Raw genomic sequence first — 14,611 nt, 5'->3', positions numbered from 1 at the left:
ATAGCCGTGAAAAGCGTTCATCAGTGCCTCGCGCCACGATGTCAGTGCGGCCACCCGGGAAAGTCATAAAGCACCTCCCAGGCGATATCGGAGGCAACGATGTCGAAGAAGTGGTCGCCTTCGACCGCATCACCCAGCGCATGGCGCACCAAGCTGAAATAGGGGGCGGCGGCAGCGTGGGTCGTATGTGACCCGTAAATCGATCTCCCTCGGCTCAGCTTTCCGAAGAGACCAGGGCGGAGTGCTGCAAGGCAGTTCGCAACGGACCAGCAGCGCGTTGTCACCTAAAGGGCTGCCTCACGCGCAAATCTGCCGGGTGGGCAGCCCAGCCGCTTGCGAAATGCCGTGCTGAATGCGCTTGCCGATTCATACCCGATCTCGTCGGCGATCCGATCGAGCGATTTGGTACCCTGTGCGAGTGCCTCCTTCGCGATCGCCATGCGCCAACGCGCCAGATATTCGATCGGTGCGCAGCCCATGATCACTCCGAACCGGGCCGAGAAGGCCGAGCGTGACATGCCGGCGACGACGGCGAGACCGGCAACGGTCCAGCCCGCCCGGACGTCTGCATGGATCGCCTGAAGCGCGCGGGCGAGCGCCGGGTCGCGCAGGCCGTTCAGCAGGCCCGCAACGACGCCATCCTCCCCTACATCGTGCGACCGCAGCGCCTCGATGAGCAGCGCGTCCAACATCCGCCGGAGCATCAGGTCCTTGCCGGGATCATCACTGGCGCATTCCTCGGCGAGCATAGCGATCAGCCGACCGAAACGCGTCGCCTTCCCGTCAGCGGCGGGAATATGGATACGCTCCGGCAACAAGGAGAGAAGCAGCGGTGCATTGACCCGCTCGAACGCGAAGCTGCCGCCCAGAGCGATGAAATCCGGTTCGCCGTCCTGCTCGCCGTGCCGGACCGCCTCGGCGCGCGGCGCAACAGGATCGCATCGCACCCCCGGCTCGCTGCTTAGCGAAAAGGCCGGCGTCGACGGCAGCAGGAGAAAATCGCCCTGCGCGAGACGGAGAGGTTGCTCCCCGACAAAGCTCAGCCAGGCCTGCCCGGCAAGAACGATGGTGAAGCCGGGTGCGTCGTGGGCCTCATAACGAACGCCCCAAGAGCCCCGGCCGGAGATCGGCTTTGAAACGGCCGCTCTGGGTCGAAGCAGGGTGATCATGTCGCTCAAGGGGTCCATTTAGACGATCAATAATGATTATTGGTGCTATGATTATATATCGTATCGTCGCCTCCGTCTATGTCCTTGCCAGCGCCACCGCAGGAGACAGGCACATGACCAGGACGATCCTCATCACCGGCACTTCGTCAGGCTATGGCAAGGCAATCGCAGAACACTTTCTGGAGCAGGGCTGGCATGTCATCGCGACGATGCGCCGCCCCGAGGCTGCGGCGTTCGATGGCGATACGCGCCAGTTGCGCGTACTGCCGCTCGACGTGACGAACGCCGCCAGCATCGCATCGTTGATCGAGGCCGCAGGGCAAATCGACGTGTTGGTGAACAATGCGGGCATCGGTGCGGTTGGCGCCTTCGAAGCGACGCCCATGGCGCTTGTGCGCCAGCTCTTCGATACCAACACAATCGGCGTGATGGCGATGTGCCAGGCAGTCATTCCCCAGATGCGCGCGCGGCGCGCTGGCACGATCGTCAACGTCACCTCCAGCGTCACGCTCGGCGCCTTCCCGCTTGCTGCCGCCTATACCGCCAGCAAGCAGGCGATCGAGGGGTTCACCGGGTCGCTGGCGCATGAACTGGCTTACTTCAACATCCGCGCGAAACTGGTGGAACCTGGCTATGCGCCCACCACGCGGTTTGCGTCCAACGCCGTCATGCCGGTCGATCAGCTGATTCCGGACGCCTATGCCGGCTTCGCAAAGCCGATCATGGAGGCCTTCGGCACTCCTGCCCTGACAACCAGGGAAAGCGATGTCGCCGAAGGCGTGTGGCGCGCCGTGCATGATACCGGCGGGCAACTGCACTTCCCGGCGGGAGCGGACGCCGTCGCGCTGGCCGGAGCGCGTTGATCGCGATCGATGGCGTCTCCGGCACTGCCGCGCTATCCTCAGGGTTCCGCGATACACCCGCCAGCGCGACGAAGAACGAGACATTGGGCCATGCCGATCCACGACAAGTCGAAGGGCTATCATAGCGGCGCCATGGCTTATGTGGCCGGGCGCCCCGGCTATCCACCCGAGGCGGTGACGTGGTTGCGCGAAGTGCTGGATCTCGGCCCCGGTCGCAAGGCGCTGGAGGTCGGCGCGGGTACCGGCAAGTTCATCCCGATCCTGCAACAGACGGGTTGCAGGATCATCGCGCTCGAACCCATTCCCGAGATGCGGGAGCAACTGGTCCGGACCCATCCTGACGTTTTGACACTGGCGGGGTTGGCAGACGCCATCCCGTTGCCCGACGCTTCGGTACACGCGGTGGTCTGCGCGCAGGCCTTTCACTGGTTCGCAACGCCTGCTGCGGTTGCGGAAATGCGCCGCGTGCTTGTTCCGGGCGGCGTACTGGGCCTGATCTGGAACGGACGCGACGAGGATGTGCCCTGGGTGGCCGCTCTTTCGGAGATCACCAATCGCCGCGAAGGCGACACGCCGCGCTACAGGACCGGGACATGGCGCCACGCCTTTCCGGCGCCCGGCCTGGCGCCCATCGGCGAACGCCATGTCCGCAACAGCCATGTCGGCACGGCGGAAGACGTCGTGCTCAAGCGCACGCTGTCAGTAAGCTTCATTGCGGCGCTGCCGAGTGGGGAGCGCTCCAAGGTGGAACGCGAAGTGCGCCGGCTGATCGCGCGGACGCCTGAGTTGGCCGACGGCAAAGTGGTCGCCTTTCCATACGAGACCAGCATGTATGCCTATCGCCGGATTTGATCCGACGCCTGTTTCCCGGATTCCTTCCATGGCCCCCTAAAAGGCACGCTCCGGTCGATCCTGGTAGAAGCTTTTGCCGCCACCAGTTGCCCAATCGCAGAGCCAAGACGGTAACGCCTTGACGTCCGGCCAGTGCAGCGAAGGACGCCGCGGGCGGCACCGCCTGAATATCCGGAGAGGCATCGCCGCGACCTCCCTGGCCATGCGAAGGCCCATTTCGGCACGGACGTCATCGGCAGACCAGTCACTATCCTTGCTCTGGAAGCCGGGCGGGATCACGATATCGAGCATCAGCGGCGCATATTTTTTCATTTCGCCATCGCCCATGTCACACCGGCCGCGGCCATCTCGTCAGGCAAACAAGCATTGCGCACGGGAGACACGAACATGAAGTCTGTTATCGTCGGCGGCGCGCGACGGATCGGTCAGCCTCTCGTCATCCTTCCGCAAGCGCAGGGCCATCGGCGCGCGGCTCAATCGGTGGAGTGGAGGGCATGAGCCGGGGCTTGCCGCTCGCGCTGGCCGCGGCGCTCGGCATCGGAGCCGCCGTCAACGGTCTTTTCATGCTGCTCTCGCCCGCCCGATGGTACTTCGCGGTGCCCGGTGTCACCACCACCGGCCCGTTCAACCAGCATTTCGTGCGCGACATCGGGCTGATTTTCCTGTTGGTCGCGATAGCGATGCTTGCAGGCGTCGCGCGGCCGGCGGCGCGTCTTCCGCTCTGGTCCGCCGCCGCGTTCTGGCTGGCGGGCCATGCCCTGTTCCACTTTTGGGAAGTGGCGGTTGGCATCTGCGGCACCGGCGCACTCGCCCGGGATTTTCCCGCGGTGACGTTGCCGGCTATGCTGACGACCGCGCTTGCGCTGTGGGCATGGCGCGATACCGCACGGGAGAGGTGCCGACCGCACTCGGTGGAGGACGCGCGTGCCGAGCAGGGATGAATATGCCGCTGATTTCGAGGCTCAAAGGCCACGGTTGTTGCGCTTGGGATACCGTATGCTCGGCTCCGTCAGCGAAGCGGAGGATATCGTTCAGGAGGCATGGCTTCGGTGGGCGTCAAAAGTGGAAAGCGTCGATGCTCCGGCTGCCTATCTGACCCGCATCGTCACCCGCCTTTGCCTCGATCAGCTCAAGTCCGCCCGTGTTCGCCGGGAAACCTATATCGGAGCCTGGCTGCCCGAACCGCTGATGGAAACCACCGAGCCTGAAGAGACGATCGCCGATGACCTGACGCTGACCCTGATGCTGGCGATGGAGCGCCTGTCCCCGCTGGAACGCGCCGCCTTCCTGCTTCACGACGTGTTTGGCGTGGCGCTGACCGATATCGCCACGACATTGGGGCGCGAGCCGGCCGCGGTCCGCCAGCTTGCCTCGCGGGCGCGCAAACACGTGCGGGATGCGCGCCCGCGTTTCACGGTGGACGCGAGCGAGGCTGACCGGATCGCTCGGGCCTTCTTTACCGCTTCGCGCGAGGGCGACGCGGACGCGTTGTCGGCGCTGCTCGCGCGCGACGTCGCGATTTATTCGGATGGCGGCGGCAAGGTGATTGCCTTCCGCAATGTCGTGCGGGGGATTGATCGGGCACTGCGCTTGTTTGCCGGGCTCAAGCGCAAAAATGCGTCGATGCCGACGCTCCTGCGCACCGCCACGATCGATGGCCTGCCGGGGTATGTCAGTGTCGATCGAGGCGACGTGCTGCAGACGACCGCGCTCGACGTGCGCGATGGGCGGATCGCGGCGATCTACATCGTTCGCAATCCGGACAAGCTGCGCCATCTTGCGGCAGCTTTCGATACAAGAAGCGGCTAACGCTACGCGCTGTCGCGCACGACCAGTTCGGGCGTCATCCGGACCGACGGGCTGTCTTCGCCCCGCAGCCGGGCGGCGAGTGCCCCGATCATCATGCCCGCGCCCCGGGCGATGTCCTGCCGCACCGATGTCAGCCGGGGAACCGTCTGCGCCGCGATCGGCAGATCGTCGAAGCCGGTAACGGCAATGTCCTGCGGGACGGCGAGGCCCTCGTCCGCTAGCGCGCGCAGCGCGGTCATCGCGATCACGTCGGACGCGCAGACGATCCCGTCCAGCGTGCGTCCGATCCTGCGGATCCGGGTGGCAATATCTTCCTGCGCCTGTTCGCCGCTCAAGTGTACCGGCAGCGCTTCCAGCGCGGGCAGGCCGGCTTCCTGCACCGCGGCGTTGGCGCCGGCGAAGCGCGCGGCGATCTCGGGCGGGCGAATGTCACCCAGGAAGGCCAGTCGTGTGCGCCCGTTGGCGATCAGGCGCCGGGCGGCCAGTTTGCCACCCGCGTGATTGTCCGACCCTATCGTGCATTGCTGGTAGCCCGGAGTCTGCTGGCCCCAGACCACCAGAGGACGATAGCGCTGCGCGACCTGTTCGATCGCATCGAGCTGATCCGATTGCCCGATGATCAGCACGCCGTCGAGCAATCCGGAGTCAACGATGTCATCAAGCCAGCCCGGCGTATCGGGCAGCACGCGCGACAGCATCAGGTCGTATCCGGATTCGGTCAGGCCATCGGCCAGATGGCCCAGCATGGTCATGAAGAACGGATCGGAAATGTGCTGTCGCCGTTCGTGCCCCAGCGGCACGACCACGCCGATCGCGCGGGTTTCCCGCGTGCGCAGCTTGCTGGCCATCTGGTTCAGCCGAAAGCCGTGCTTTTCCGCCAGCGCCTGTATCCGTTCGCGCGTGTTCGCCTTGATCAGCGGGTTGCCAGCGAGCGCGCGCGAGACGGTGCTCGCCGAAACGCCGGCGATCCGCGCCAGTTCCACGATATTGCGGACGCGGGCCGGTGGCTCCTCGCTCTCGTTGTCCCGGTCCATCACTTGCTCCGCACGCTTGCCCGGACGATCGTGCGCGACCTGGCCGACATTTGTGCGAACGTTTGCGGGAGCCGCGTCAGCGTGTCAATCGAGTGTCGAGAGCGCGAGGGCCAGCGCGCCCATGGGGCCGGCGCGCGCCGCCAGTCCCGGCGGGCCGATCAGCGTTTCCAGCGCCGCGCGATCGGCGCCGGGAACATAGCCGGCGAGCGCCCCGGCCGTGGCATCGCGAATGCGGTCAAGCAGTGTCGGGCGTCCGCCGCCCACGCCACCGCCTATCACGATGCATTCGGGCGATACGGTCAGTATAAGCGTGGCCATCAGTTCGCCCAGCTCCGCGCCGACATCGGACCAGACCGGATGGTCATCGGCGATATTCGTGGCATCGCCACCGATGCGCGCAGCGATGGCGGGGCCGGAGGCCAGCCCTTCCAGGCAATCGCCGTGGAACGGGCAGACCCCGGCGAAAGCATCGTCGCGGCGGCGGCGCACACGCAGGTGCCCGGCCTCGGGGTGCAAGGCGCCGTGCAACACCTGCCCATTGGCCACGATGCCGATGCCGATGCCGGTGCCGACCGTGACATAGGCATGGGTCGAACACCCGTGCGCGCGTCCCCAGCGTCCTTCCGCGAGGGCCGCCGCGCCGACATCGGTATCGAATGCCATGGGTACGGCGAAGCGATCGGCGAAGTGGTCCAGCACCCGCGCGCCGGTCCATCCGGGCTTGGGCGTGGGAAGTATCTGGCCATAGTCCGGCGCGTCAGGGGAGACGCGGGCCGGGCCGAACGTACCAATGCCCAGCGCCGTGAACGGCAGCTCGGCCTGCCATTCCGCAAGCGCTTCGGACAGCCCCGTCAGCGTGGTTGCGGGATCGGTCGTCGGCAGGCGGTGTTCGCGCAGAATCTCGGTCCCGCGCGCGACCACGGCGATGCACTTGGTGCCGCCCAGCTCGACCCCGGCGAGGAGTGGTGCATCGGTCATGCGGCAAGGCTCGCGCGGTCGCCGTCCAGCGCCAGCCTGACCACGGGCGCGGCGGTGCCGCCAAAGGCTGCCCGGGCCGCCTCGGTCGACGGCGGCAGCTCGGCAAGACCGACGAGATCGGCAAAGCTCCACACCGAAAGATCGGGCAGCACCTGCCAGCTATAGGCCTGGAACGGAGCGGAATCGGGATTGCCGAAGACCAGTCCCGTGCCGTTGATCGGCGTCCATGGGCCGTCGATGCCCGGCGCCACCAGCCCATAGAGACCGGTGGGACCGGAAGGCCCGCCGGCGGCGAAGACCTTGCGCTGGGTGGACCAGAACAGATAGACCAGACCTTGGTGCATGATCGCGTGGGGCCGTTCCAGCTCGTTGTTTAGTCCATCGGCGCTGACCAGCGGCGGGTCCAGCCGCCACGTGCCGTCTTCCTGCAACGTACCCGCGCCCACCACGCCGTTCCAGTCCGAATTCGATCCCATGCGGGAACCGGCGAAAAGCAGGCGGGTCTGCCCCGACGCGGGATCTTCGAACACGAACGGATCGCGGAAAGCCTTGATCGCGCCGACCGCGCCGGTTCCTTCCAGATCGATCATGTAGTCCACGCCATCGGGGCGCAGCGTTTCGACAGGGGTAGTCCAGCCGGACAGTGCGGGCACGCCATCCGTGACCGTCAGCGCGGCGCGGGTCGCGAACAGGCGCTGGCGGAACGTGATCGCCGGTTCGCCGCGCACGCCGGCGGCGGTGAAATGCAGCGTGACGTGGCTGTGCGCCCGATCGACGATCGCCGTGCCGGACCATTCGCGGCTGCCGGGGGAAAATCCGTCGGCGAACACGGGACCAAGATCGCGCCAGCCTGCCGGGGTGCGGTGGAACAGCCACAGCCGTGCCTGTGCATGGCGATCTTCGGGATCGGCAAGGACGGGTGCGGCAAGAAAGATCACCAGTGCCCCGCCCGCGATCGCGGCGACATCGCCGTTGGCTTCCAGCACCGGCCAATGGTCCCACAGGTCCATGCCGGCGGCTATGCGGGGCGCTTCGGCGCGGGTGAAAGGGCGCGCCTGAGGCTGGGGATGGGCGGCGATTCCCGCGACGTGTTCGGGCAGCCAGCGGAAACAGGGCATCGGTCTGGTCCGATCGAGAGAAGAAAAATCGGGCCGGCGCATCAGGCCGGCCCGAGGCAGGGAGATCAGAACGAGATGCGTGCCGAGGCCGAGATCGTGCGCCCGTTGATCGAACGCGCCCGCACGATGCCGTTGGCCGGGATCGCGCCATCTTCCGCTTCGGTGAAGCCCTTTGCGTTGAACAGGTTGTTGGCGTTCACCGAGAGTTGCAGGCGCTCGATCGGACGCACCTGCAGGAAGGCGTTGACCGTGGTGTAGGCCGGCAGCTTCAGCTGGTTGCTGTCCTGCGTGTAGCTGCTGGTGGTACCCACGACGTTGGCGCCGAACGATACCTTGTCGAGGTTCACTTCCGGGCTGATCTGGTACACGAAGCTGGCCTGCCGGCGCGGCGTGTTGCCGACGACCGTGGCATCGAGCGCATCGGAGGTGATCCGAGCGTGAGTCCAGGTGCCGCCCGCGTTGAGCTGGAACGGCCCCTTGCGGATGCTGCCTTCCAGTTCCACGCCATAGGAACGGTACTTGCGATCGAGGAAGCGCTGCGTGGTCGCCTCGAAGTTCTGTTCCTCGGTGGTGGCGTAGAACCCGGTCACGTAGAGCGCGACCCCGCCCGAGCGGTACTTCACGCCACCTTCGGCCTGCCGCACGAAATCGACGGCGGCGCTGGAATTGACCAGGCTGCCATCGGTGTTGCGGATCGCCGGGCCGAACGTCAGGCGATCGGCATTGGCGCGGCCGCCGCGGCTGTACCGGGCGAACAGCGCCAGATCGTCACGCACGCGATAGTTCACGCCGAGCGAGTAGGAGGCGTAGTTGTAGTTGTAATGCACCGGAGCCGGGCTGCCCAGCGGGACCACCGCGACTTGCGTTTCAGGGCCGGAGATCACGCCGTTGCCGTTGATGTCGAAGCTGGTGATGCCGTTGCGGCCGCCGCCCAGATCCGCGCCGGCGACAAAGCCGCGCGCCTGCCCGATGTCGTAGCGGACGCTGGCGTCCAGGGTCAGCGCGTCCTTGTTCCAAGTGAACGCGGCAAACGGCGCATTGGTGTCGTAGCTCAGGCGATAGCTGCGGCGGCAGCAATTGCCGAAGAAGCGCGCGCCATAGCCGTAGAAGCCGTCCTGCGTGACGAGCTGGCCCGATCCGTTGACGATATTGACCAGCGCCGCGTTGCCGCCGCCCTTCACTTCCATCACGGCCGAGGTCCACAGCCAGTCGGTATCGATCGTCTGGCGCGACTTGTAGAAGCCGCCGGTCACCGTCAGCTTGCCGCCGCCCAGGTCAAAGTCCTTGGTCAGGCGGAAATCGTTGGTGATGTTGTCCAGGCTGTTCAGCTTGGTGTCGAACACGACGATGTTGGCGAGATAGGTGTTCGCAGCCACTGCCTGCCCGGCGTTGGGGCCGTTGAAATAGACCGCCGAGGCACCCGCGCCGCCCAGGCTGGTGGCCACCGCGCCCGACGTGTCGACCGACGAGGGGAAGTTGGAGATGAACCGGCCCGAGATCGCCGAATAGCGGAAGCGTTCCATCACCGACCAGCCGCCGCCGACGTCGAACTTGCTTTCGAGGCCCACGGCCTTGACCACCGGATGCTGGCCATCGCGGATGTCGTCGGCCACCAGGTTGTTGTTGCCGTCCAGCGTGACGTTGCGCGTGAAATAGCGCGAATGCAGCGTATCCTCGTTGATGCTGAAGCCGGGCAGGTTGTTATAGACCGGGTTGGCGTTGGTGCCGGTCACGCGTACCGGATTGGGCAGATAGCCGATGGCCCGGTCGTTCAGGTACTTGCCGTAGAGCCGCACGTAGCCGCCGGCGAAATCCTTGGTTACGTTGAACTTGATCTGGCCGCCGCGGTTGCCGTCATAGCCGGCGCGGCGCGGTCCTTCGCCCTGGCGGTAGAAGCCGCCGACGTGGAAGCGCAGGCTGTCGCTGATCTTGCCGCCGTAATCGGCATCGACGCGGTATTCGCCATAATCGAGGCCGACCGTCGCCTGCACCGCGCCGCCTTCCTGTTCCCCGGTCTTGGAGATTAGGTTGATGACGCCGCCCGGAGAGTTCGAGGCGAAGGTCGAAGCCGAACCGCCGCGCACCGCTTCGACGCGCGCGATGTTGAAGTCCGAACGCAGGAAGATGTCGGCATTGCCGAACGTGATGTCGCCGAATTCCAGGATCGGCAGCCCGTCTTCCTGCAGCTGCAGGAACTTGGCGCCACCCGAGGCGACCGGCAGGCCGCGCACCGCGATGTTGGCGTTGCCTTCGCCGCCCGAGCTTTCCGACCGGATGCCGGGAATGTTGCGGAACAGTTCGGCGACCGAACGCGGCGTGGTCTGCTGCAGCTGTTCGGCATTGAGCGAGCTGACGGAAACCGAGGAATCCAGCCGGTTCTGCCCGCGTGCCACCGCGGTCACGATGATCTCGGCATCGTTGGGGGAATCGGCCTGCGCCGAAGCGTCCTGCGCAAGGGCCGGGGTGACGCCGAGCGCAAACATCGAACTGGCTGCCAGCAGGCTGGCGGCGGACATGCGCACGGCGTTAAGCGGACGAACCTTCATCATTCCTCTCCTGACACGGTCGAGTGACTCGACATCTGCAAGGGTTCGCTACGACCGATTGCAAACGTTTGCAAGAATAATTTGCAAACCTTTGCATTTTTGCTACTCAGGTTGCAGGGCAAGCGATGCAAGCAAACAGCGCCAAACCCGGTTAGGAGAGGGAATATGAAGGGCACCCGGCCACGCCTTGGTTTTCCTGGCATCGTGCAGATGAATCTGGGTTTTCTCGGCCTGCAGTTCAGTTTCGGACTGCAGCAGAGCAACATGGCGCCGATCTACACTTATCTGGGCGCGGACGCGACGATCATGCCCGTGCTGTGGTTGGCCGGGCCGATGACGGGTCTGCTCGTCCAGCCCCTGATCGGCGCGCTCAGCGATCGCACGTCCACGCGAATCGGCCGCCGCACGCCCTACTTCCTGATCGGGGCCGTGCTGTGCAGCCTGGCCCTGCTGGCCATGCCGTTCAGCCCCGCCTTGTGGGTCGCCGCGTCGCTGCTGTGGGTGCTCGATGCCGCCAACAATATCACGATGGAGCCTTATCGTGCCTATGTCAGCGACCGGCTGGACACGGCCGAACGGCCACTGGGCTTCCTGACGCAGAGCGCGTTCACCGGGCTTGCCCAGACGCTGTCCTATCTGGCGCCGTCGCTGTTCGTGTGGGCCGGGATGAGCGCGGACGCGGTCGACGCGAACGGCATTCCGCAGGTGACGCGCGTGGCCTTCATTATCGGCGCGGTGCTCTCGCTGTCGACGATCGTGTGGTCGGTCTGGCGCGTGCCGGAGCTGCCCTTGCCGGAAGAGGAGGCGGCGGCGCTGCGCTCTCAGCCGTTGTCGGCGGGAACCGCCTGGCGCGATTTCGTCGATGCGGTGCGCGAAATGCCGGCGCCGATGCGGCAATTCGGCGTGGCCATGCTGTTCCAGTGGTATGGCATGTTCTGCTACTGGCAGTACGTCACGCTGTCGCTGGCGCGGTCGCTCCACGGTTCGGATTCGGCGGCGGCGCTGCGCGATGCAACGCTCGTCAACGGACGTCTGGGCGGGTTCTACAACTTCCTCGCCTTTCTCGCCGCCTTCGCGCTGGTGCCGCTGATCCGGCGTCTGGGCGTGAAGCCGGTGCACGCGGTCAGCATCGCGCTGGGCGGTGTGGCCATGCTGGCCTTGCCGCACATGGGCAACGAGGCCTGGAGCTATCTTCCCATGATCGGCATCGGCATCGCCTGGGCCAGCCTGATGGGCAGCCCCTATGTCTTGCTGGCCAACAGCATCCCGGCGGAACGGACGGGCATCTACATGGGCATCTTCAACATGTTCATCGTCGTGCCGATGCTGATTCAGACGGTGACGATGCCGCTGCTCTACGGCCCTGTGCTGGGCTCCGATCCGCGCAACGTGCTGTCGCTGGCCGGGCTGATGCTGCTGCTCGCGGCGGTCGCTACCTTGCGGGTCCGCACCGTGCGCCAGCCCTGAACGAAAGGGCCTGGCCGCCCCGTTAGGAGTGGCCAGGCCCTTAGCGATTCCCCCCGGTGGGTCAGTTGCCGGCGGTCGCTGAACCGTTGCCGCTGACCGAACCGTTCACCGCGCCGGTCACGGACGTGCTGGCGGCCTTTTCGGCGACGGCGCTTGCGGTGCCGTTGGCACGCTGGGCCGCCTTGCCGGCCACCTCGCGGGTTCGCGTGGCCGTGCTCGCTGCGGTATCACGCGCGGTCATCGCCGCGCCTTGGGCCGTCGTGCGGGCCTTGCCGGCGGTCGCGCTTGCGGTGTTGCGCGCTGTTCCCGCAACAGAGCGCGAGGTCGAGGCGATCTGGTCGGTGCCGATCAGCTGGGCATCGGCGTTGGCCGACCCGCCGGCCGACCCGCTGCCGGAAACTGCGCCGGTGAGGGCGCCAGCCGGGCCGGCAAGGTTCTGGGTGACGGCGCCGGTCGCGCTGCCGCTGGCGCTGCGGTCGGCGTGGACCTGCCCGTTGTGGCGGTTGACGCGGGTGCTGCCTGTGGTCGAGCCGGCGGCGCTGGCCGCGCCGGACGTCGCCGATCCCACGCGGTCCATGGTCGAGCCGATCGGCAGGTCGCCGTTCAGGCCGCCGCCGAGCGTACCGCCCAGCGCGCCGCCGACCATGCCGCCGAGCGATCCGCCGCCAAGGCCGCCACCCAGCAACTGGGCGTGCGCCGGCATGGTCGAGACGGCAAAGGCGAGAACCGAAATCGTGATGAGCTTACGCATGGTATCCATCCTTTCGTTTGGTGGTGATGGACCCTGATCCATCCCCTTGCCCTGACAACGGATGGTGCGTTCGGTTTAATCCACGTTCGCTCGAAATTTTTTGCAAGCACATGATTTATCGGCAAATTGTGCAAATCAGCCCTCGGCCGAACACGGCATCCGGCCCGCGCGCGCCCAGATCGATCGCTTCCCGGTCGAGCGCGGCGGGCAGGGCGGCGCGCGCATCCATGGCATTGGCGGCCCGCGCGGCGACCAGTGGCGTCGCGAACGACGTGCCGCGCACCGGCACCAGCCGTCCGGCGGCGTTCATCGCACGCATGTCGGCTCCGGGCGCGGCATAGTCGAGATGCAGGGCGCGGCCCGCCTCGATCAGCGCGCGGTTGCGGCCATCGACGCCGGTGACGGCCAGAACGCCGGGATAGGACGCGGGATAGGCCGGCGGCGCGGCCGGGCCATCGTTGCCCACCGCCGCGACGATTACCGCGCCCCGCCGTTGCGCCGCGCCCATGGTCCGCGCCAGCAGGCCGTTGGCAGGGCCGACCAGACTGATCGAGATCACCCGCACGCCGCGCCCCATCAGCCAGTCGATCCCTTGCGCGATTGCCAGCGCGTTGCCGCCGGCAGGCCCGGAGCCATAGACATCGGCCACCAGCACGCGCTGCACCCCGGCGCGGCGCAACAGCGAGACCACCGCGCTGCCATGATCGCCCGGTGCCGGCGCGCCCGGGGCGAAGCCGCGGACGGCTTCCACGGGGATGGCTGGCCCCGGCGCGCCATCGATCACGCCGACCGGCGTGGCGACCGGGGGGAGCTGGAGCGAGGACGCCTTGTCTTCGCGCCCACGCGCCGGTGCGGTCGATCCGGACGGGAAGTTCAGCGTGTCGGCGGCCACGGTCGCTTCGGGAGCGGCCTTGCGCAGCCGCGCTTGCGCCTGCGCGAGCGTCATGCCGCGTGGCACCGAGAGGCGGGTGACGGACAGGTCAAGCATATCGAGGCGCTCTTCCGCCAGGATCGAAAAGCCGAGCTGCCGCGCGGCATCGAGCGTCGCCTGATCCGGGGCAACCAGCAGCAATTCGCCCTTGCGCGCGGGATTGCCGTCGGCATCGCGCTCGATCGCGGCCGGGTTGCGGCGGACGAGATCGCCGAGCCGGTCGATCCGCGCCTGCGCCAGCGCGGCGGCGCTGCGCACCGTCCGCGTCGTGGCATCAACGCCCGTGCCAAGCGTGCGATCGACCGATTCCAGCGTCCCGCCCAGCGCGCGCTCGACGGGCTGGGCCACGCCGGGCAATTGCTGGCCGATGGGGCCGATCTGCGCCAGCGCCGGGGAGGCCATGGCGACCGACAGGAGTATCCATATCCGACTTCGCATCCGCGTTTCCCGATCTTTCGGATTTCATTATGGATGAAACGACCGGTGTCGTCCGTTTTATCCATCGGAAAGGCAAAAACGCTGTCAGACCGCTTCGAATCCGAAATGCTGGCCTTGCTGCCCCGGTTGCGCCGGTTCGCGGCCGGGCTGGCGCGCGATCCGGCGCGGGCCGACGATCTTTGCCAGATGACGGTGGAACGCGCCTTGCGCAGCCGCGATCAGTGGCAGGCGGGGACACGGATGGACAGCTGGATGTACAGGATCATGCGCAACCTTTGGATCGACGAGACGCGCGCGGCCAATCGCCGCGGACAGACCTTCGTGGACGAGGAAGCCGGCGCGGCCGTGGGCGCGGACGGCGGGCAGGAAGCGCGCGCGATGCTGACCGACGTCGATCGCGCGATGGCCCGCCTGCCCGACGATCAGCGCGAGGCCGTGCTGCTGGTGATGGTCGAAGGCTGGTCCTACAAGGAAGCGGCGGACATCGTCGGCTGCCCGGTCGGCACGCTCAATTCGCGGCTGGTCCGGGGGCGCGATGCCCTGCTCGCCCTGTTGGGAGAAGCGGCATGACCATCACCCCCGAAATGATCGCCGCCTATGCCGATGGCGAACTCGAAGGCGCGGAGCGCGATCGCGTGGAGCAGGCGCTGGCGCA

At 66.8% G+C, this 14,611-nt stretch carries 14 protein-coding genes; 6 read left to right on the top strand and 8 right to left on the bottom strand.

The features are described from left to right. Window positions 1–284: 284 nt before the first annotated feature. Window positions 285–1,187, bottom strand: a complete 903-nt coding sequence (locus B3547_RS02700; protein WP_292959914.1) for an AraC family transcriptional regulator — start codon at window positions 1,185–1,187, stop codon at window positions 285–287. A 95-nt stretch (window positions 1,188–1,282) separates the two neighbouring features. Between B3547_RS02700 and B3547_RS02695 the strand changes: the two genes are divergently transcribed. Together B3547_RS02695 and B3547_RS02690 are read left to right on the top strand one after the other, a co-directional pair. Beyond that, complete coding sequence (locus B3547_RS02695) at window positions 1,283–2,032, top strand: SDR family oxidoreductase (RefSeq protein WP_292959912.1); 750 nt, start codon at window positions 1,283–1,285, stop codon at window positions 2,030–2,032. A gap of 90 nt (window positions 2,033–2,122) precedes the next feature. Next, window positions 2,123–2,884, top strand: a complete 762-nt coding sequence (locus B3547_RS02690) for a class I SAM-dependent methyltransferase (RefSeq protein WP_292959910.1) — start codon at window positions 2,123–2,125, stop codon at window positions 2,882–2,884. Window positions 2,885–2,920: 36 nt separating this feature from the next. Here the strand turns inward: B3547_RS02690 and B3547_RS02685 are convergent, their stop codons facing one another. Continuing rightward, on the bottom strand, window positions 2,921–3,211 hold the full coding sequence (locus B3547_RS02685) for a hypothetical protein (protein ID WP_292959908.1): 291 nt from the start codon (window positions 3,209–3,211) through the stop codon (window positions 2,921–2,923). Between the two features lie 167 nt (window positions 3,212–3,378). On the opposite strand from B3547_RS02685, the gene B3547_RS02680 reads away from it, so the two are divergent. Then, entirely contained in the window at window positions 3,379–3,825 is a 447-nt protein-coding gene (locus B3547_RS02680) for a hypothetical protein (protein ID WP_292959906.1), read from the top strand. Next, window positions 3,809–4,693, top strand: a complete 885-nt coding sequence (locus B3547_RS02675) for a sigma-70 family RNA polymerase sigma factor (protein ID WP_292959904.1) — start codon at window positions 3,809–3,811, stop codon at window positions 4,691–4,693. Before B3547_RS02680 ends, B3547_RS02675 begins: the two co-directional genes overlap by 17 nt. A 2-nt stretch (window positions 4,694–4,695) precedes the next feature. Here B3547_RS02675 and B3547_RS02670 read toward each other — a convergent pair whose 3' ends face one another. From B3547_RS02670 to B3547_RS02655, 4 genes are all read right to left on the bottom strand, one after another. Further along, a complete protein-coding gene (locus B3547_RS02670; RefSeq protein WP_292959902.1) occupies window positions 4,696–5,727 on the bottom strand; it encodes a LacI family DNA-binding transcriptional regulator in 1,032 nt (343 codons plus the stop codon). An 84-nt stretch (window positions 5,728–5,811) separates the two neighbouring features. Then, window positions 5,812–6,705, bottom strand: a complete 894-nt coding sequence (locus tag B3547_RS02665) for an ROK family protein (RefSeq protein WP_292959879.1) — start codon at window positions 6,703–6,705, stop codon at window positions 5,812–5,814. Beyond that, window positions 6,702–7,823, bottom strand: coding sequence for a glycoside hydrolase family 68 protein (locus B3547_RS02660; RefSeq protein ID WP_292959878.1), 1,122 nt, complete (start codon window positions 7,821–7,823; stop codon window positions 6,702–6,704). The genes B3547_RS02665 and B3547_RS02660 overlap by 4 nt, the downstream gene beginning before the upstream one ends. Before the next feature lie 65 nt (window positions 7,824–7,888). After that, entirely contained in the window at window positions 7,889–10,372 is a 2,484-nt protein-coding gene (locus B3547_RS02655) for a TonB-dependent receptor domain-containing protein (RefSeq protein ID WP_292959877.1), read from the bottom strand. A 162-nt stretch (window positions 10,373–10,534) separates the two neighbouring features. On the opposite strand from B3547_RS02655, the gene B3547_RS02650 reads away from it, so the two are divergent. Continuing rightward, window positions 10,535–11,836, top strand: a complete 1,302-nt coding sequence (locus B3547_RS02650) for an MFS transporter (RefSeq protein WP_233497327.1) — start codon at window positions 10,535–10,537, stop codon at window positions 11,834–11,836. A 61-nt stretch (window positions 11,837–11,897) separates the two neighbouring features. Here B3547_RS02650 and B3547_RS02645 read toward each other — a convergent pair whose 3' ends face one another. Next, complete coding sequence (locus B3547_RS02645) at window positions 11,898–12,587, bottom strand: hypothetical protein (protein ID WP_292959876.1); 690 nt, start codon at window positions 12,585–12,587, stop codon at window positions 11,898–11,900. Between the two features lie 115 nt (window positions 12,588–12,702). Further along, a complete protein-coding gene (locus B3547_RS02640) occupies window positions 12,703–13,956 on the bottom strand; it encodes a S8 family serine peptidase (protein ID WP_292959874.1) in 1,254 nt (417 codons plus the stop codon). A gap of 105 nt (window positions 13,957–14,061) precedes the next feature. On the opposite strand from B3547_RS02640, the gene B3547_RS02635 reads away from it, so the two are divergent. Then, on the top strand, window positions 14,062–14,526 hold the full coding sequence (locus B3547_RS02635) for an RNA polymerase sigma factor (RefSeq protein WP_292959873.1): 465 nt from the start codon (window positions 14,062–14,064) through the stop codon (window positions 14,524–14,526). The last annotated feature ends 85 nt before the right edge of the window (window positions 14,527–14,611 follow it).

The organism is Novosphingobium sp. UBA1939, assembly GCF_002336885.1.
In the GTDB taxonomy this organism is placed as follows: Bacteria; Pseudomonadota; Alphaproteobacteria; order Sphingomonadales; family Sphingomonadaceae; genus Novosphingobium.
Note: the sequence above shows the minus strand (reverse complement) of the source record. Positions and strands in the feature narration are given on the sequence as shown.